The organism is Ammoniphilus sp. CFH 90114, assembly GCF_004123195.1.
In the GTDB taxonomy this organism is placed as follows: Bacteria; Bacillota; Bacilli; order Aneurinibacillales; family RAOX-1; genus YIM-78166.
Genome location: NZ_SDLI01000003.1, coordinates 264,534 through 282,545 on the forward strand (window position 1 = coordinate 264,534; position 18,012 = coordinate 282,545).

18 protein-coding genes, 1 tRNA gene and 1 other annotated feature are annotated in these 18,012 nt (G+C 43.1%); of the genes, 15 read left to right on the forward strand and 4 right to left on the reverse strand.

The features are described from left to right. Positions 1 to 142 precede the first annotated feature (142 nt). The 6 genes from guaB to EIZ39_RS08960 all read left to right on the forward strand — a co-directional run bounded on the left by guaB (position 143) and on the right by EIZ39_RS08960 (position 7,291). Positions 143 to 1,600, forward strand: a complete 1,458-nt coding sequence (gene guaB, locus EIZ39_RS08935; RefSeq protein ID WP_129199619.1) for an IMP dehydrogenase — start codon at positions 143 to 145, stop codon at positions 1,598 to 1,600. Between the two features lie 121 nt (positions 1,601 to 1,721). After that, positions 1,722 to 3,020, forward strand: coding sequence for a D-alanyl-D-alanine carboxypeptidase family protein (locus EIZ39_RS08940; protein ID WP_240675746.1), 1,299 nt, complete (start codon positions 1,722 to 1,724; stop codon positions 3,018 to 3,020). A gap of 100 nt (positions 3,021 to 3,120) precedes the next feature. Beyond that, complete coding sequence (pdxS, locus tag EIZ39_RS08945) at positions 3,121 to 4,005, forward strand: pyridoxal 5'-phosphate synthase lyase subunit PdxS (protein WP_205668532.1); 885 nt, start codon at positions 3,121 to 3,123, stop codon at positions 4,003 to 4,005. A gap of 2 nt (positions 4,006 to 4,007) precedes the next feature. Then, on the forward strand, positions 4,008 to 4,601 hold the full coding sequence (pdxT, locus tag EIZ39_RS08950) for a pyridoxal 5'-phosphate synthase glutaminase subunit PdxT (RefSeq protein WP_129199620.1): 594 nt from the start codon (positions 4,008 to 4,010) through the stop codon (positions 4,599 to 4,601). Positions 4,602 to 4,653: 52 nt separating this feature from the next. Next, positions 4,654 to 4,828, forward strand: a binding site (T-box leader). Positions 4,829 to 4,878: 50 nt separating this feature from the next. Further along, on the forward strand, positions 4,879 to 6,159 hold the full coding sequence (gene serS, locus EIZ39_RS08955) for a serine--tRNA ligase (RefSeq protein WP_129199621.1): 1,281 nt from the start codon (positions 4,879 to 4,881) through the stop codon (positions 6,157 to 6,159). A gap of 85 nt (positions 6,160 to 6,244) precedes the next feature. Further along, positions 6,245 to 7,291: a sulfite oxidase gene (locus EIZ39_RS08960; RefSeq protein WP_240675747.1), complete on the forward strand. Its 1,047-nt coding sequence runs from the start codon at positions 6,245 to 6,247 to the stop codon at positions 7,289 to 7,291. A 59-nt stretch (positions 7,292 to 7,350) separates the two neighbouring features. Here EIZ39_RS08960 and EIZ39_RS08965 read toward each other — a convergent pair whose 3' ends face one another. The 4 genes from EIZ39_RS08965 to EIZ39_RS08975 form a co-directional block, all read right to left on the reverse strand. Then, positions 7,351 to 8,997 carry a b(o/a)3-type cytochrome-c oxidase subunit 1 gene (locus EIZ39_RS08965; RefSeq protein WP_240675748.1) on the reverse strand — a complete coding sequence of 549 codons (1,647 nt, stop codon included), beginning with the start codon at positions 8,995 to 8,997 and terminating at the stop codon, positions 7,351 to 7,353. Beyond that, a complete protein-coding gene (locus EIZ39_RS08970) occupies positions 8,997 to 9,467 on the reverse strand; it encodes a cytochrome c oxidase subunit II (protein WP_129199622.1) in 471 nt (156 codons plus the stop codon). Before EIZ39_RS08970 ends, EIZ39_RS08965 begins: the two co-directional genes overlap by 1 nt. Before the next feature lie 32 nt (positions 9,468 to 9,499). Further along, positions 9,500 to 9,664, reverse strand: coding sequence for a hypothetical protein (locus tag EIZ39_RS26490; protein ID WP_164984978.1), 165 nt, complete (start codon positions 9,662 to 9,664; stop codon positions 9,500 to 9,502). A gap of 132 nt (positions 9,665 to 9,796) precedes the next feature. After that, a complete protein-coding gene (locus EIZ39_RS08975; protein ID WP_129199623.1) occupies positions 9,797 to 10,687 on the reverse strand; it encodes an SDR family oxidoreductase in 891 nt (296 codons plus the stop codon). 136 nt (positions 10,688 to 10,823) lie between these two features. Here EIZ39_RS08975 and EIZ39_RS08980 point away from each other — a divergent pair, with 136 nt between their 5' ends. From EIZ39_RS08980 to EIZ39_RS09020, 9 genes are all read left to right on the forward strand, one after another. Beyond that, complete coding sequence (locus EIZ39_RS08980) at positions 10,824 to 11,663, forward strand: polysaccharide deacetylase family protein (RefSeq protein ID WP_129199624.1); 840 nt, start codon at positions 10,824 to 10,826, stop codon at positions 11,661 to 11,663. Positions 11,664 to 11,731: 68 nt separating this feature from the next. After that, a tRNA-Arg gene (locus EIZ39_RS08985) sits at positions 11,732 to 11,808 on the forward strand. A 489-nt stretch (positions 11,809 to 12,297) separates the two neighbouring features. Beyond that, entirely contained in the window at positions 12,298 to 12,486 is a 189-nt protein-coding gene (locus EIZ39_RS08990; RefSeq protein WP_129199625.1) for a hypothetical protein, read from the forward strand. 14 nt (positions 12,487 to 12,500) lie between these two features. Next, positions 12,501 to 12,761 (forward strand): hypothetical protein, encoded by a 261-nt coding sequence (locus EIZ39_RS08995; RefSeq protein ID WP_164984979.1) that lies wholly within the window; start codon positions 12,501 to 12,503, stop codon positions 12,759 to 12,761. A 157-nt stretch (positions 12,762 to 12,918) separates the two neighbouring features. Further along, on the forward strand, positions 12,919 to 14,040 hold the full coding sequence (locus tag EIZ39_RS09000; protein WP_129199627.1) for a hypothetical protein: 1,122 nt from the start codon (positions 12,919 to 12,921) through the stop codon (positions 14,038 to 14,040). A gap of 336 nt (positions 14,041 to 14,376) precedes the next feature. Next, on the forward strand, positions 14,377 to 16,074 hold the full coding sequence (locus EIZ39_RS09005; protein ID WP_164984980.1) for a TIGR02391 family protein: 1,698 nt from the start codon (positions 14,377 to 14,379) through the stop codon (positions 16,072 to 16,074). A 215-nt stretch (positions 16,075 to 16,289) separates the two neighbouring features. After that, on the forward strand, positions 16,290 to 16,484 hold the full coding sequence (locus tag EIZ39_RS09010) for a hypothetical protein (RefSeq protein WP_129199629.1): 195 nt from the start codon (positions 16,290 to 16,292) through the stop codon (positions 16,482 to 16,484). 19 nt (positions 16,485 to 16,503) lie between these two features. Beyond that, positions 16,504 to 16,797 (forward strand): hypothetical protein, encoded by a 294-nt coding sequence (locus EIZ39_RS09015; RefSeq protein ID WP_129199630.1) that lies wholly within the window; start codon positions 16,504 to 16,506, stop codon positions 16,795 to 16,797. Between the two features lie 41 nt (positions 16,798 to 16,838). Further along, positions 16,839 to 17,984 (forward strand): ATP-binding protein, encoded by a 1,146-nt coding sequence (locus EIZ39_RS09020; protein WP_164984981.1) that lies wholly within the window; start codon positions 16,839 to 16,841, stop codon positions 17,982 to 17,984. Positions 17,985 to 18,012 lie beyond the last annotated feature (28 nt).

An 18,012-nucleotide genomic window follows, 5' to 3' on the forward strand; every position in this document is an offset into this window, starting at 1 on the left:
TTCCTAATAGTTTGCTTCAGAATACGAACAATATAAGGGGATTCTTGACAGTAAATTATGGGTTTTGTTAAACTACGTCTAATATCTTTTTATATCAGCTTGAGCCTATGAAAAATAAATGGACGAAGGGAAGGGAAAACAAGTGTGGGAAAACAAATTTGCTAAAGAAGGATTAACCTTTGACGATGTGTTGTTGGTACCTGCCAAATCAGAAATCTTGCCTCGTGATGTAGATGTAGCGATTCAATTGAGTGAGAATGTCCGATTGAATGTGCCCATTATTAGTGCCGGAATGGATACGGTAACGGAGTCGGCAATGGCTGTTGCTATGGCTAGGCAAGGTGGAATGGGAATCATCCACAAAAATATGAGTATAGAACAACAAGCTGAAGAAGTAGATCGTGTAAAACGTTCTGAAAGTGGAGTCATTTCTAATCCTTTTTCCCTAAGACCAGAAGAACAAGTTTATCGTGCGGAAGAAATTATGGCCAAGTATCGAATCTCTGGCGTTCCAATTGTGGACGAGGCAAACCATTTAGTGGGGATACTGACGAATCGCGACCTACGATTTGTCCATGACTATTCTATTGCGATCTCTGAAGTGATGACGAAAGAAAACTTAGTAACGGCACCTGTAGGTACGACGCTCAAAGAAGCGGAAAGCACTCTGCAAAAACATAAAATTGAGAAGTTGCCTCTCGTTGACGAAAATAATGTGCTTAAGGGTCTCATTACGATCAAAGATATCGAGAAGGCTATCCAATTTCCTCATGCAGCCAAGGATAAGCAAGGACGTCTGCTTGTAGGAGCAGCTGTAGGGGTGTCTAAGGATTTATTCGAACGGTCTGCAGCGTTAATTGCTGCGGGAGCGGATTGCTTAGTTGTGGATACAGCTCACGGACATTCTAAAGGGGTATTGGACAGTGTTCGCGAATTAAGAGCAAAGTACCCAGACCTCACGATTATTGCAGGTAATGTGGCTACGGGTGAGGCAACACAAGATTTAATTGAAGCAGGAGCTTCTGTTATTAAGGTGGGTATCGGGCCAGGCTCCATCTGTACAACACGGGTTGTAGCTGGAATTGGTGTTCCACAAGTAACGGCTGTGTTTGACTGTGCTACGGTTGCCAGAAAATATGGGATTCCTATTATTGCAGATGGTGGAATTAAGTATTCTGGGGATATTACGAAAGCGATTGGCTCCGGAGCAAGTGCTGTTATGCTTGGAAGCCTATTTGCTGGTTGTGAAGAAAGTCCAGGAGAGTCCGAGATCTATCAAGGTCGTCGATTTAAAGTGTATCGTGGAATGGGCTCTTTAGGTGCGATGAAGGAAGGAAGTAAGGATCGTTATTTCCAGGAAAATGAAAAGAAGCTTGTACCTGAAGGAATTGAAGGACGAGTAGCTTACAAAGGACCTGTATCCGATATTGTCTTCCAGCTTGTAGGGGGTCTTCGAGCGGGTATGGGTTATTGTGGAACAAAAAGTTTATATGAGCTGCAAGAGAATGGAAAGTTCGTACGTATTACAGGCGCAGGTTTGGTGGAAAGTCACCCACACGATGTTCATATCACTAAAGAAGCACCGAATTACTCTATGTAATAAACGTTAAAGAGCCATTGGCCGAGGAGAATTCCTCGGCTCTTATTTAGCTCTTAAAATCTTGAGTTCTCTTGTGGTACAATGAATATTGGCTTGTATTACATGAGGAGGGGAGAAAAGGTTGAAATATAACATCAAGAAACGAATTGCATCTTTACTGACGTTAGCCTTAGTATTCATGTTGGCTTTGCCTTCAGGGAATCAAGCGGAGGCAGCTCCGGCAGGAATTAATCTAGAAGTGAAATCAGCCATCATGGTGGAACCTACAACAGGTCGTATTCTCTACAAGATGAACGAGAATGAGGCTCTTCCTCCAGCAAGTATGACGAAGATGATGACAGAGCTCCTCACGCTAGAAGCTGTGAAAAGCGGTAAGATCTCCTGGGACGATAAAGTGAAAACATCGGAATATGGACATTGGATGGGGAGATATGGGGGATCTCGTGTTTATCTTGGTTTAGGAGAAGTTCGAACTGTTAAAGAACTATACGAAGCGATGGCTATCTATTCTGCCAATGATGCTACGGTTATGCTAGCAGAGCATATATCCGGAACGGAAGAGAACTTCGCAAAGTTGATGAACCAGAAAGCCGCTGAGATTGGCATGGATAACTCTTATTTTGTCACGAGTACAGGTTATCCTGCGAGTGGATTAAAGCAATTCATACCTAATGCAGAAGGCGACAATCTGATGACGGCGAAGGATTCAGCCATTCTTGCTCGGGAAATTATAATGAACCATCCTGAAGCCCTTGAGATCTCTTCAATCCCAAGAAAGTTCTTCAGAGGTGAAGATTCTCCACAGAAGGTTCGTATGGACAACTGGAACTTTATGTTGCCGAGTCTGGTATACGGTTTTGAAGGAGTAGATGGTCTAAAGACCGGACATACTGATGCGGCTAAATATTGCTTCACAGGAACCGCTGAACGTAATGGTATGAGGATTATTACCGTGGTAATGGGAGCTGAAACGGAAGCGAAGCGATTCGCTGAAACGAAGAAGCTCATGACTCATGGTTTTAATAATTATAAGATGCAAACTATTGCAACCCAAGGAAAAGAGATTGAAGGCTTCGAAACCGTAGAAGTGAGAAAAGGGAAAGAGCTAGAAGCCAGGGCTATCCCTGAACGAAATCTCGTTGTACCGGTTCGCATTGATGATGAAGCAAATTACAAACCGGTTGTCACTACCCAAGAAGTAATAGCTCCAGTGAAAAAGGGACAATCTATAGGAAAAATAGGTGTTGAATATTCTGGAGAGGATTTACAAGAATATCTTCGTCCAACTGATCAAGAACAGGTCATGGTTCAACTAGTTGCAAAAGAAGAAGTGGAAAAAGGTGGAATGGTTCGCCTGTTCTTCCGCGCGATTAAGAGCTTTGTTGTAGGGATTTTCGACAGTATTACCGGGATGTTCTAGCATTTCCATGGGGAATGTTGTCATTTTGTCAGGCTTTATGTACAATAAGAATAATTTTATAAATATTTCTAACGGATATAAGTAGGGGGATAAATTAATTATGATCGAAACAGGTACTTCTTTAGTCAAACGCGGAATGGCTGAAATGCAAAAGGGCGGCGTCATCATGGACGTTATCAACGCTGAACAAGCAAAGATCGCTGAAGCAGCAGGTGCTGTAGCGGTTATGGCACTAGAAAGAGTACCAGCTGATATTCGTGCAGCTGGCGGAGTAGCTCGTATGGCTGATCCAACCATTGTAGAAGAAGTTATGGCAGCTGTGTCTATTCCAGTTATGGCGAAAGCCCGTATTGGACACTTTGTTGAGGCAAAGGTATTAGAAGCTTTAGGAGTAGACTATATCGATGAGAGTGAAGTATTAACTCCAGCTGACGAAGTATTCCACTTAAACAAGAAGGATTTCACCGTTCCTTTCGTATGTGGTGCACGTGATCTTGGGGAAGCTCTTCGCCGTATCGGAGAAGGTGCATCCATGATCCGTACGAAGGGTGAACCAGGAACAGGGAACATCGTAGAAGCTGTTCGTCACCAACGTACAATGCAAAGCCAGATTCGTAAAGTACAAAGCATGTCTTATGATGAATTAATGGCTGAAGCGAAAAACTTAGGTGCTCCTTATGAATTATTAGAGTATATCCACAAGAACGGAAAGCTTCCAGTGGTTAACTTTGCAGCAGGCGGAGTAGCTACACCAGCAGATGCTGCTTTGATGATGCACTTAGGTTCTGACGGAGTATTCGTAGGTTCTGGTATCTTCAAGTCCGACAATCCTGAGCGTTTCGCGAAGGCTATCGTGGAAGCAACTACTCACTTCCAAGATTACGCTTTAATCGGTCAGCTTTCCAAGAACCTTGGAACAGCGATGAAAGGGATTGAGATCTCTACTTTGTTGAAAAACGAGCGTATGGCTGAGCGCGGTTGGTAATCATGAGAAAAGTAGGAGTATTAGCTCTTCAAGGAGCTGTAGCAGAACATATGCGCCTGCTTGAGAAAGCAGGAGCGGAAGCTGTAGCGGTTAAGAAGGTATCTCAGCTTGATGAGATCGACGGCATCATTATTCCTGGCGGTGAGAGTACAACCATCGGGAAGCTAATGAAGCAGTACGGATTTGATATCGCCTTGAAGGAGTTTCATGAGCAGAAGAAACCACTATTCGGAACTTGTGCAGGGATGATTATCCTTGCCGGGCAGATTGCTGGTCAGGACTGGAATCACTTAGGTTTCATGGATATTACCGTACAGCGAAACGCCTTCGGACGCCAACGTGAAAGCTTTGAGATCGATCTACCGGTAAAAGGGATTGCGGATGACTTCCGTGCGGTTTTCATTCGTGCTCCTTTAATCCTAGAAGTAGGTCAAGACGTAGAAGTCCTTTCCGTTCACAACGACCAAGTGGTAGCAGCCCAACAGGGTCATCTTATGGTCGCTTCGTTCCATCCAGAATTAACTGATGATGAGCGAATCCATGGTTACTTCTTGGAATTGGTTGAGAAGTACCAATCTGAGCCTGCTTCTGTATAATGGATTTGCATTAACTGTAAAAATATAGTACATTATTTTCCATAAGCTTCATACTTAAGCAATGATGGGAATAGTAGTCATATCAGACGGAGTCTAGAGAGTCGGTGGTGGGTGCAAACCGAACTCGTCTTATGATGAATCCATCCCTGAGCGGTTGTAATGTAAAGAGTGGGCTATTCAACAATAGTCAACTAGGGTGGCAACGCGGGTGAAATCTCGTCCCTAATTTCTAGGGACGGGATTTTTTTGTTTTCATTTATTTAAAGGAGGATGACTTATGTTAGATATTAGACGCCTTCGAAACGATCTAGAAGGGGTAAAACAAGCGCTTGGGAATCGTGGTGGAGAATTTGCAGGACTAGATCAATTTACGGAATTGGATGAGAAGAGAAGATCGTTATTAGTTGAGAGCGAAACCTTAAAGAATAAGAGAAATACCGTATCTGAAGAAATCGCGGTAAAGAAACGGAATAAAGAAAATGCTGATGATTTGATTGCCGAAATGAAGGGTGTTGGCGACAAAATCAAGGAATTGGATGAAGAGATTCGCGGTGTAGAGGAGGAGTTAGATCAATTATTGTTGACTCTACCTAATCTCCCTCACGAAAGTGTCCCTGTCGGTGCGTCTGAGGAAGATAATGTTCCGGTTCGCCAATGGGGAGAACCTAACACATTCTCCTTTACTCCCAAGGCTCATTGGGATCTTGCGGCAGACTTAGGCATCCTTGATTTCGAAGCTGCGGCGAAAGTAACCGGAAGTCGTTTCGTCTTCTATAGAGGATTAGGGGCAAGATTAGAACGCGCCTTAATTCAATTTATGCTAGATCTTCATGTGGATCAGCATGGTTATGTGGAAATGATGCCGCCACAGATGGTGAACCGGGCCAGCATGACGGGTACAGGACAACTTCCGAAATTTGAAGATGACGCCTTTAAAGTCCAAGGAACAGAATATTTCTTAATTCCAACCGCGGAAGTACCAGTAACGAACTACCATCGTGAAGAAATTTTAACGAATGATCAACTACCCATTTACTATACAGCCTATAGTGCTTGTTTCCGCTCGGAAGCTGGATCTGCAGGAAGAGATACACGAGGGTTGATTCGTCAGCACCAGTTTAACAAGGTAGAATTAATTAAATTTGCAAGACCGGAAGAATCTTATGATGAATTAGAGAAAATGACAGCTAACGCCGAAAAGGTATTACAATTACTGGGTCTTCCTTACCGTGTGTTGAGCTTGTGCACGGGGGATATGGGCTTCTCTGCCGCGAAGACTTACGATCTTGAAGTATGGCTTCCGAGCTATGAGACCTATCGTGAAATCTCTTCTTGCAGTAACTGCGAAGACTTCCAAGCTCGTCGTGCAAACATCCGATTCCGTCGTGAAGCAAAAGGAAAGCCAGAATTCGTGCATACACTCAATGGATCTGGTCTAGCCGTGGGTAGAACCGTAGCTGCCATCTTGGAGAACTACCAGCAAGAAGATGGAAGTGTAATCATCCCTGAAGTGCTTCGTCCTTATATGGGAGGGAAAGAGCGGATTACGAAAGCATAGAGATTGGTTGTTACTCGCAAGGTATCATCATAAGACCCTTCTCCCAATATATTTAAGATAAATGATGTACTTGGGGGAGGGAACGATGAGACCATATCTAACGACGCGAAGCTTAATTCCGGAAAATCAAGAAACTCCCATTTCCTTTATCAGGGGTTGGCAAACGGAAGAACCACTGTTTTATAGACGCAATCATTTTCAATATCCCCGATTACCAGAGGATCATCTTTTTCTTCCTATATTAGGTCATGTTCAGCAACCGAGAATGTTTTCTTATCAGGATTTAGCAAGTATGCCTTCAAAGACCCTAACAGTAGCTTTAGAGTGTGCTGGCAATCAACGGTCTAAATTTGATCCTAGAGTGTACGGAGAACAATGGGAAAATGGAGCCGTCAGTCAGGGAACTTGGAGAGGAGTTCCCTTAGCCTACCTTATAACCCTTACAGGTCTTCATTCCACAGCGAAGGAAGTCGTTTTCGAAGGACAGGATTTCGGCAAACGTGAGGATCTGGAGGGTGTTTTTTATTATGGAAGAAGCCTTCCTCTAACCAAAGCCTTACATCCGGATACGATCATAGCCTATGAGTTCAATGGAAAACCAATACCTTTTAAGCATGGATATCCCTACCGGTTAATTGTTCCTCAGTGGTATGCTATGGCTTCCGTAAAATGGCTTAAGCGAATTAAGGTAATTGATCATGAATATCAAGGGCCGTTTCAAACTATTGACTATCAGTATTATCCTTACCCAGATCTCGATAAGGGAAAAACACCAGTCACCGTGACGAACGTTAATTCCATTATTCAACAGCCGCTTCCATTTCAAATTCTAGATCAAGGTATTCATCAACTTGAAGGATTAGCATGGACTGGGTTAGGACGTATTAAAGAGGTTGAAGTAAGTGTGACTGGAGGAGAAAGCTGGGAGAAGGCTACCCTTGTAAACAGTACAGCACAGCCCTATGCTTGGACACAGTGGTCGTATCTGTGGGAAGTCAAGGAGAAAGGGGAGTATAGAATTAAATCCAGAGCCAAGGACTACAACGGACGGGTTCAACCTGAGAAGCCATTCTGGAATCGAAAGGGTTATGGTTACAATGCGATCGCTGAGGTGAAGGTGAAGGTTGTATGATAGTTCTATTAGTAAAAAATAGAGAGTTGCCTTACAAAAAGGCAACTCTTCTTCCCTGTTTACCACAAGATATATCCCTTGGCCCCAATCGGAGCATTATGAATCATATGCATGACGGGGTAGGTATAAGCAACAAAAATGAGAAAGGCTAGGACGCCTAACCAGAGATACCAATTCTCAAATACAACAGGTGTTCGCTCCGTCTTATCTGCCACTTCACCAACAGGAAACTCAGTCTCGCCCTTCGGGGACAGGAAGGCAAGGTTAATGAAGATAATCAACATCAGTATGATCGCAATGAACAGCAAAACTCCTCCGACCGCCTGAGCAATCTGATAAGGAATCCATTCAAAGGCTTGAGGGGCATCTCCATAAGTAGAGAAGGATGATCTCCTGGGTGCACCCAACAAACCGGCTAAATGCATGGCGCCTGACATGAAAAACATCCCCACAACCCAAGTCACGGTCATAATCAGACCCATTTGATTCATATTGCGAGTGAACACTCGGCCTGTTAGATGAGGAACCAACCAGAAGGTTACCCCAAAAAAGGTTAAAATAACCGTTGTTGCAATGGTTAGATGGAAATGTCCTGGAACCCAGATCGTATTATGAATGGCTTGATTAAGCTGGTGACTCGCATTGACAATTCCCCCAGCCCCTCCCGGAATGAACATCAACATGCCAAGGAAAGGTGCCAAGAAGCGAGCGTCTCTCCAAGGTAATTTTTTAAACCATCCGAACACTCCTGTAGCTCCTTGGGTGCGACCGTACATTTCAAATGTAGCGAACATCGTAAAGGCCGTCATAAGAGAAGGGACGACAACCGCAAAGGTGAGAATGACCTGAAGGTACTTCCAATTATGGCTAATACCTGGCTCCATCAACTGATGGTGGAATCCAACTGGGATGGAGAAAAGCAAAAATAAGATAAAGGATAACCGAGCTAAAGAGTCTGAGAATACTTTCCCTCCGATGATTTTGGGGACGATGACATACCATACCGCGTAGGCAGGAAGAAGCCAAAAGTAAACTAAAGGATGTCCAAAAAACCAAAACAGTGTACGGGTAATTAAGACGTCAATCCGCTCAACTAAACCAAGTGACCAGGGAATAAAGTAAAAAATAACCGCTGTAGCCACACCAAGAGTAGCAACTTGCCACATGAGCATGGTGATCACGGCCATAAAACCAAGCAAAGGACCGAATTTAGCCTTATTTTCTTTTTTCCACTTCGCATAATGATAAAACATACAATATCCAGCAATCCAACTGCCGACAATGACAAGGGCTAGTCCGATATAAAAGCCTGTATGCGCTTGTAGGGGAGCATAAAAAGTATAGAGTACACTGGCTTTATTCAAGAGCATTAAGGTTCCAGCCATAGCAGTTCCGGCTGTCATCATCCAGAAAGCGACCCATCCCCAGAGACGAGTTCCATTGCTAAAGGGCCCCATTGTTCTACTCATTGCGCCAAAGAACAGAGCAATAATAAAGAAGGTCGTGAGAATTAAAGCTAAGAGCACGCCATGGAGTGTTAAAACTTGATAATAATTTAGCCAAGTTGGCAAAATAAAGCTACCGGAACGAATCAGAACCTGTAATAATCCGGCAATTCCCCCCAATGCCAGAGCAATAAAGGCGACATAGAGGTTCGCCATACAAAGACGAGCATCACGCGGGTCAACTCGAACAGCGTCATTCATTATTCGGTCACCTCCAATTTTGCATTCATGACATGATGTCCGAGTCCACAATACTCGTTACACAGAATTAAGTACTCTCCCGGTTGATTAAAAACGGCAGTATGCTTGCTGATATGGCCTGGCACAACCATGAAATTAGCGCTCGTTCCAGCAATCTCAAATCCGTGCAAAACGTCCTTCGTAACCACATTGAAGTGAACCGTAGCGCCTTTAGGTACAGAGATTTCATAAGGAATATAAGCATAGGCCAAAGAAACCATGTTAACCTCATACTCATTTTCACCAATTTGTACAACTCCCGGGTTATCGAAGGGAGGAGTCACATCAATCATATCCGGGTGAATGGTTTCTAAGCTGCTGGGAGGATGGTTTCCCTGAACATACGCACTAACCCCCACCGTAGCTAAGAAAACAATCAGGGTGCCAGTTCCCAAGATTAGCCAAAGTTTTTCATACTTATGTATGTGCATCTTTCTTCTCCTTCTTTTTTAATCACCGTAATTTACAGTCTGGAAGTATACACAGACCATACTCCATACCAGATAGCAATAACCACAGCCCCGACTCCTAAAACAGCGAGCAATGTATCCACGGTGACAAGATCGGCTGACATATCCTCAACCTTGTCTTGTGCTTCTTTAAAGCTCTCTTTATTATTTTGATCCATGGTATCTCTCCTTTTTTAAAAGAGTGGTTACTCACTATAACATTATGGATAAATTTGTCACACGATATACTGATGTAATTGGGAATAAAAAAAGGCTTCCTTATCATGGGGATGTAAGGAGGCCAAGTCTTGTTAGGAGCTTACCATCGTACCCCCATTAATATGAAGGATTTGCCCTGTTACATAACTCGAATCATCAGAGGCTAAGTAAACATAAGCCGGCGCTAATTCATAGGGTTGACCTGCCCTTTTCATAGGTGTGTCTCTTCCAAACTCTTGGACATCTTCAGCAGAAAAACTAGAAGGAATTAGCGGGGTCCATATGGGGCCAGGAGCGATGCCGTTTACTCGAATACCTTGGGAAACTAATGACTGCGAGAGAGAACGGGTAAAAGTTACGACAGCGCCTTTGGTTGAGGAATAGTCCAGAAGCTCTTTATGACCTTCATAAGCTGTAACGGAGGTAGTGTTAATGATCGTACTCCCAGGTTTAAGATGGGGAAGGGCGGCTTTGGTTAGATAAAAATAGGAGATTATATTCGTTTTAAATGTTTTTAAGAGCTGTTCTGCAGAAATATCGAGCAAGCTCTTCTGTACGTATTGAACGGCTGCATTATTAATAAGAATATCGATTTTACCAAAGTGTTGAAGGGTTTGGTTTATAACATGCTGGTTAAAGGACTCCTCTTGGATATCGCCAGAAAGAAGCAAGCATCTTCGGCCAAGCTGCTCAATGCGTTGCTTCGTCTCATTGGCATCACCGTGTTCGTTGTAGTAAACAATGACGCTATCTGCTCCTTCTTTTGCAAAAGCTATGGCCACTGCGCGACCAATGCCGCTATCCCCACCAGTTATGACAGCTACTTTCCCCCAGAGCTTATAGTTGGGGCGATAATAAGGATTCTCGGAGATGGGTCTTGGAACCATAATGGATTCAATCCCTGGATGGCGGGCTTGTTCTTGCGGAGGAAAACCAACAGGCACTTGTTCACACTTCTTAATGATTTTGGATTGGGGACACATAGATTCACCCTTTTCTCTAGGTAGTTATCCTGTATCATATTCCTATTCTGAATTGTTGGTTCTCATAAATAAAGGGACTAAGGGGTAGAATGATCAATAGCTTATTGAGGTATGGAAGTTTGGAGGTTTGGTACTTATGGGGTTGAAGTCATACCATCTTAAGTTTGCATGGTTATATTTGTTGTTTGCCCCTCTTTTTGCCGCTTGTGGCTACTCAGCTACAGAAGAAGTTAAAGAGCCCGTGAAATATCATCAAGAGTCAGCAGCCTACTTAGAGGATGGCTCGGAAAGCCAAGTTCGCAGTGCCAGAACAACAGCCGTATCCAATATCGTATTGCAAGAGAAATATCCTTCTATTGTCGTGTTACATGGTTCCCTTCAAGAGAAGAAGATAGCATTAACGTTTGACGATGGACCCGATCGTCGCTATACACCGGAAGTGTTGGATGTCCTTAAGAAGCATCAGGTGAAAGGCACGTTTTTTCTCATGGGATCTCGTGTCATGGGAAATCAAGATATAGCAAGAAGAATCAAGGAAGAAGGACACGTTGTCGGTAACCATACCTATTGGCATCCCAACCTATCAAAAGAGCCCGCTGAACGCATGATATGGGAATTGGAAGAAACAGACCGAGCTTTTCAAACCGTATATGGTTTTCGCCCAAGGTTGTTTAGAGCGCCTTATGGCTTTCTTCGTGAAGATTTGGTAGAAGTATTAGGGAATCTGAATTATTCGATCATTGGATGGTCTGTAGATTCACTTGATTGGAACCAACTATCTGCAGAGCAAATAAAGAATAATATTCGTAAAACCTTGCACCCCGGGGCCATTATCCTCTTACATAGTGCAGGAGACTGGAGACAGGACTTATCGGGAACCGTTAAAGGACTAGATGAATTGATTCCAGAACTTAAAAATGAGGGATATCAGTTTGTCACGGTTACAGAGTTGCTAGGTATTCCTGAACAAAGGTAAAACGATGGATCCATATTAAGGGAACTTGAACTCTGTATTTGAATATGATAATTTAGAAAGTGAATGATGGCCCCGTAGCTCAGCAGGATAGAGCTGCAGTTTCCTAAACTGTGAGTCGGAGGTTCGAGTCCTCTCGGGGCCGCCAAAAAAGTCAGGAATATCAAGGGTTCTCCAAACTCATCTAAATGATATTAACCAAGAATGACTTGATCTTGGGGCCAAATTGGGGCCAAACAATACAAAAACTGACTTAACAACAGCATAAATTACCCAAAAGCAGCAGGCATTTTGATGTCTGCTTTTTCGTTTTTCGATGGGTATCAGTTTGGTGGTTGCTTGGAGAATACTGTATTTATCTCAGGTATTGAGTATAGCAATATAGGTAATTCGAGAGCCTTTTAATGGTTTCCTCATGAAGCATTACGGAAGTGAGTCTTTAGAATAATATAATCTAAGGCTGTGTATATAGATGGTTTAGCACTTTATTGATGTAAAGATGGATAGTTTTGGACCATGATGTTGGTTCTGAATTTTATGAAGGTCAACTTGAGTGCATTTGGGTAGAACCTTCAAAGATCAATCAGGTTAAGTCATTGCGAAATTATTATCTCAACTGATTTCGCAGGTACATGGCTTGAATTTGTTTATGTTAGATGAGGAAGCGGAGATTATCAATAGACGGATAAGTAAGCCTATACTGTTCACTGACAAAGAGGTTGGTGATACGTATGAGGATAACAATAAGGTTCTTGTAGAATCGCTGAACGTAAAGGAAATCAAAGCCATTATCATACAAAACACGAGTCTGAAAAAAAGGATCTAGCAGAGTTAAGGGGTATGAAGCTTCTTCGTTGTTGGTTAATGCAATTCCTACAACTATCGGAAGAAACGGTAGATCAACGCTTGCTTCCGCTGTTTGTTTTATACGATTTGCGAATCGTGTATGCTCATTTAACCTCTGCTGAGAGTCGAGAAGAAAAGTTTATCTCTGTATGTAAACGTATCGGATTGGATGAGAACTGCAGAGATAACAAAGTAATCTATGACGTTATAATTGATAAGATAATCTCTATGTATGAAACTATAATCGGTCATTAGATGGATAAGTACCATTTTACAGGCATTCGAAGCCCTATGCGGACTTGTCGGCGCATGGGGTGTGTGATTTTCAGCACCCACTCACCCAGTCACAAGGTGGTTGAGAATGGGAAATTAAGCTAGAATTGATGTATCCATTGTCGAACGGGGGTAAAGCATGAAAAGCAAGAACCTATACATTCTCGATAGCTCCTTGCTTGAAAAGTTCAAGCAAGCCGTAAGCGATCATGACGAGTTCTTGATTAACACATATAGCAACTACAACGGTAAAAACCTATGGAACCTGATTTGCTCAGCGAAGGACTGGCTATCGGTCAGTGTGAACGGGTTGCCTTACATCGACTTGAACCACTCTCACGACGATGTGCGGTCGCTGAATGTTCTACAGTTGATTATGACATACGATCTTGTCTTCCAAGCCATCGAGCAGCTCCATCGTGTTTTCGAGATGGAACACCCGCTAAAGAAGGACGATTCAGTATTCAATGAGGCAGTTCCAGACGATGCCTACTTCGCGCAGATCCGGGCATGCTTCGGGGCTCATCCAGTAGATTTAAGGAGTGCAGACGGAACGAAGAGTACGGACAAGTACTTCGCTTCTTGGTCTAGTAATGTAGGTGGTAGCGGAGATTATACGGTTTATCTCTACAGCAACAATCCTGATGTGGTTCAGCCGATCCCCTTCTCAATGAGCTTCGCCAAAATTCATGAATATACCGTTAAGCGATACTCCCTCTTATCGAACGTGGTTAGTGTAATTGAGAAAAAGAATGGTATCTTTGTCGAGGAGCAGCGGCAACGGGAGATCGAGCGTAGCTCCGATGTTGTCGAGCAGCTCCAACTACTCTTGAAGGAGAACAGTATTCGGATCGGTGACGGCGAAGGGTATCATCATGACATCCAGACGTTGATCGAGCTGTTTACCGCTCCGCAGGACTTCCCCGAGCAAGGGCGTGAAAAAGTAGCGAAGTACTTGGACTCCCTGCATCTGTTGGTCGATGAGCTTTACGAAGCATTCCAGAGCATGACGTTTAGTGAAGATGGTTTGGCCCATGGACACCTTCTGCATTCGAGATCCCACAGGTTTAAAGACGTATTCTACGATCTAGGCAAGGTATTCGAGTACCTGAACAATTCGTCGTACCCTTTATCAATGGTTGACTATCACCTTGAGCGGCTAATCGGCGCAGGGATATTGCCGCCATTCGTCAGTTTGGAAACGGACAAGCTCGACCTGCAGCTCCTGCTCTTAGCGAGGCTTGCTGACGATATAAAGTAAACAAGAATTCATTTAAGTCTAATGAGGGGTATTTGATGTAAAGTAACAAACCCTGTCCCGATTAACGTGACTACGTTCGGGTTGCATGTTTGGGGTAACTGACCAAGATTGGTAAAGAGTACGATAAGAAGTTAGATGTCGCTTGTAAAGAGGGCAACAGTGCCCTCCCTGCCACAGTGGATTACAAGTGAATGTGTAGAAATGTTGAAGAAGTTACTACCTGCGATCTGGGAGTATGTCGCGGCAAGGCTCCCTCTGTATGAGAAGTAAAGTTCTATACACCAGAAGCGGCTATCCTAGATGGGTAGCCGCATTTTATTTCCCAAAAGGGGATTCTTGTCGATTCGTGCTTTTGGAGCAGGAGTTAAGTCCTCAACTGGTGAATATTTACAAGTGCCATTGCTTATGAATTTTATGTTTGGAGTGATTGATGTGACATCGAAGATTAATTGCCCACTATGCGGCAATGATTCAGTACAAAAAAGAGACGGGTCTGAGGTATACAATCTTAGTTGTCCAAGTTGCGGTGAATTCCAAATCACCCGGGATTGTTTGGATGATTTACCCGCTGAGCGGAAACTACATCCACATTTGATGAAGGTTTCTGCATTTATTAGATCGCGAAATATCAATCATGAGCCGGTAGCAACATTATTTATCTGTGATCCAAATGGCTATCCTGAGGGGTATTCGATTCAACAAATTATTGACCTATTCCCATCTATTTCAGATCGTAAGTGGAAAGTACTGAGTAATCTTCAAGGACTTTCAACATATTTTGGTCATGCAGTTTTGCTTGAGACCAAAGACTACCCTGTCTTCTACCCTGAGGTAAATCAAGAACAACCTTGCATTATGATGATGAAGATGTTGGTCGAAGAAGGTCTGGTTACTGGTGACGCAAAGATCCCTACTCATCTCACTGTAACGGCGAAAGGTGTATCCCAAATTGAGGCTCACGCTTCTGCTACAGCACCTGTAGCACCTGCAACACTAGTCATTGAGCCGCCGACTCCTGTTGCTCAACCTAGTAAGCTGGAGGGGCTTCATCCAAGAGTGTTGGAGGTCGCCCAAAGTCTTTACCAAGATGGGCACTTCCGTTCGGCTGTCCTCGATACGTATGTAGCGTTGGATAATGATGTTCAAAGGAAAAGCTGTCTTGCCACTACAGGTAAACCTTTAATGGACAGTGCATTTTCTAAAAATAGTCCTGTTCTGAAATTAAGTGATGCTCCAGATGCCCAATTAGGTGCAATGTTACTTTTTTCGGGAGGAGCTATGGGAGTCAGGAACGTCTTAGCGCATGATCAAAGGGCAAATCCGTCAGAACAGGAAGCATTAGAGTTACTTTACTTCGCATCAACTCTGTTCAGGAGACTCGACCTTGCGGTGAATGTTAATGCAGAGCAACTTATGGGGCAAATATCACAGCTTACGTTCGCCCTAACAGGTAATGAATCCTCTACGGACAGCGCAAAACTTAAGGCGTTCCTAGCTCCTTCGAGAGAGTTTGTTGACGGCGAATTGCACAGGGTCTGTTTCCGTAAGATCCTTGAAATAATTAGAAGCGGATATTTCAATGACCAAAATGCAGGTATTGGTTTGTTGTTGGAGTGGAATGCACCAATCTTTGACCACATCACCTATGACGACCATATCAATTTGATCTGCTCCATTTATAAGGCAGCAGGATATTCGTACCCGTCCCGAGCTGCTCAGTCATTAATAAGGGAAGGCTTTACGCCAATGATAACGAGCCTTAAGCTGTTTCAGGAGCGTCTGCTGTCTAGCGATGAGGTATTTCATGAGTTATTGGAGAAGATTTGGTGGAAGGAAGCCTTCTTCAAGTTAATCGCTTACTATGCAGATTTAGAGTTTATGGTCACGTTCCTCAACAAGGTGGTTGATAAGGAGATAGTGTTGGGGAGGATTTATTTGGAAACTCTGAGCGATAAGTTGAATCGAGCAGGACGAGAAGGTCTTGAAGACTTGACCGATAAGATTTATAAGATGAACGAGGAACTTAATAGATAACGCAAAACCATTCTGCAGCTGCCGCGAAAATCGGTAGCTATTTACTTAGCATTGGATATGTTACTGTCGTCAGGCAACCTAAAGGTTCTATTCTAATCACAATCTTCAAGTCACAAACTCCATCACAACAGCTAGATCACAACACTCCAATTACTTATGCAAATGCTTCCAGTTCAGTATAATGATTGTAACACATGCCGAGGAGGCCAAATTCAATGAGGGCATCACAGGACTTTATCAAACAGTTAGAGTTATTGTATGAGCAATATGAGAAAGAAGTTTTGGATAAGCAGCATGATGGTATTCTTGAAGAAAAGACAGTTAAGACGTATCTTCTTCACTCCAATAACTTTGTCAGATGGTGTCGGAATGATTTCGTGCCTGGGGTAAAGAAAACGGGCAGACGCTGATATAAAGGAGGAAATGTGGATGTCCAGTAATGAAATAATGCATTATCTACCCGAGGAAGTACCTGACCACTTATTTACTCAGAGTAGATTAAGTCGTATGGGACTAACGCCAACCGCTGATCCAGTTGCGTATGTCGTCTACCCAGAACAGAAAACTAAGTACAAGTTATTCGATATCAATGGAACCCGACAACGTAAGCAACAGAAAGGTCTTTCTTTAGTACAGAAGGATGCGACTGTCGAGCAGATTCTAGCCGAGCGTAAGCGCGAAATAGAAGTCAGACGTATGCAGTTGGGGTCGAAAAAGAAATAGATAATTTCTATGACTAACTTATGAAAGGTGGGTTAAGGAGCTTGGAACTCAGGGACGAAGTATTGATGCTAATCGATTCTAAACGTGAAGATGATTATTGGGACTTCAAAGTGAGTTATCATACCAATTCGGCTGATTTTTTACACGACATTATTTGTATGGCGAACAATCGTATAGATAGGGATGCCTACATTATATTTGGAGTTGTAGACAGGACTTACGAAGTTGTCGGGGTTAGCAATGATGAAAATCGAAAGACTCAGCAACATATGATTGATTTTTTAAAGGATAAGAAGTTTGTGTCAGGTATCCGCCCCAAAGTAGAGTTGCGCAACTTAATGATTGCTGGTCAGGAGGTTGACGTGTTGGTCATTAAGAACAGCACTGACACTCCGTATTATCTAACCGAAGACTATGACTTTCAAGGTAGAAGGGTTCGTGCCAATTACATCTATACTCGGGTAGGCGATACAAATACCGATATCAATAAGAGTGCCGACATTAACAACGTAGAGTATCTGTGGAAGAAGCGGTTCTTATTAACCCGATCACCCTTTGAACAGGTTATGAAACGTCTTGCAAACAAGAGTGAATGGAAGCGTAATGAGGATACATATCACAATGTCTATAATCCTGAGTTCACCATCACAATAAGTGATAATGATGGCGAGGCAAGAACTAGATCTGAGTTCTATGCGTACACATTGACGGATTCGTCGACTACATATCGAAATCTCAGTATCAAATATTTTGGAACGCAGCTATATAGTGTTCTAGTTGCTTTTCTTGATGGGGGGCGATATTGCACTCCTACTCCAGAATGGGGGTTCCTCTTCTTTGGAGAGCATGGGGTGAATCCCGATTATGCACTAAAGTATTTTACGAAGGATAGCCCATCTTATAAACTAAACAAGTTCCTATATGACGATAATAACCAGGAAGCATCGTTCGCCCGAAGACGTTTCTTTGAAGTCGTTCTGTTATTTGAAAACGATTTTGAGAAGGATGCTTTCCTTGCATATGTTGAACATTATAAGAATGTATTCATAGACAAATTCAACAGTCTTGATAGAGAATTTTCATGGATAGAGGCAGATAATCAGAGACATCAAGAACATATCGTATCTCGCTTGAAGACAGGCGAAGTATTGAATCAAATGCTTTCTGATTTCCGATCCATCCATTGATGGGGCAACTATGGATAAGATCCTTCAA

Coding starts and splice junctions, on each gene's coding strand:
- pdxS (WP_205668532.1), top strand. CDS start 3,121: ATGATCGAAACAGGTACTTCTTTAGTCAAACGCGGAATGGCTGAAATG.
- pdxT (WP_129199620.1), top strand. CDS start 4,008: ATGAGAAAAGTAGGAGTATTAGCTCTTCAAGGAGCTGTAGCAGAACAT.
- serS (WP_129199621.1), top strand. CDS start 4,879: ATGTTAGATATTAGACGCCTTCGAAACGATCTAGAAGGGGTAAAACAA.
- EIZ39_RS08960 (WP_240675747.1), top strand. CDS start 6,245: ATGAGACCATATCTAACGACGCGAAGCTTAATTCCGGAAAATCAAGAA.
- EIZ39_RS08965 (WP_240675748.1), bottom strand. CDS start 8,997: ATGAATGACGCTGTTCGAGTTGACCCGCGTGATGCTCGTCTTTGTATG.
- EIZ39_RS08970 (WP_129199622.1), bottom strand. CDS start 9,467: ATGCACATACATAAGTATGAAAAACTTTGGCTAATCTTGGGAACTGGC.
- EIZ39_RS26490 (WP_164984978.1), bottom strand. CDS start 9,664: ATGGATCAAAATAATAAAGAGAGCTTTAAAGAAGCACAAGACAAGGTT.
- EIZ39_RS08975 (WP_129199623.1), bottom strand. CDS start 10,687: ATGTGTCCCCAATCCAAAATCATTAAGAAGTGTGAACAAGTGCCTGTT.
- EIZ39_RS08980 (WP_129199624.1), top strand. CDS start 10,824: ATGGGGTTGAAGTCATACCATCTTAAGTTTGCATGGTTATATTTGTTG.
- EIZ39_RS08995 (WP_164984979.1), top strand. CDS start 12,501: ATGAAGCTTCTTCGTTGTTGGTTAATGCAATTCCTACAACTATCGGAA.
- EIZ39_RS09000 (WP_129199627.1), top strand. CDS start 12,919: ATGAAAAGCAAGAACCTATACATTCTCGATAGCTCCTTGCTTGAAAAG.
- EIZ39_RS09010 (WP_129199629.1), top strand. CDS start 16,290: ATGAGGGCATCACAGGACTTTATCAAACAGTTAGAGTTATTGTATGAG.
- EIZ39_RS09015 (WP_129199630.1), top strand. CDS start 16,504: ATGTCCAGTAATGAAATAATGCATTATCTACCCGAGGAAGTACCTGAC.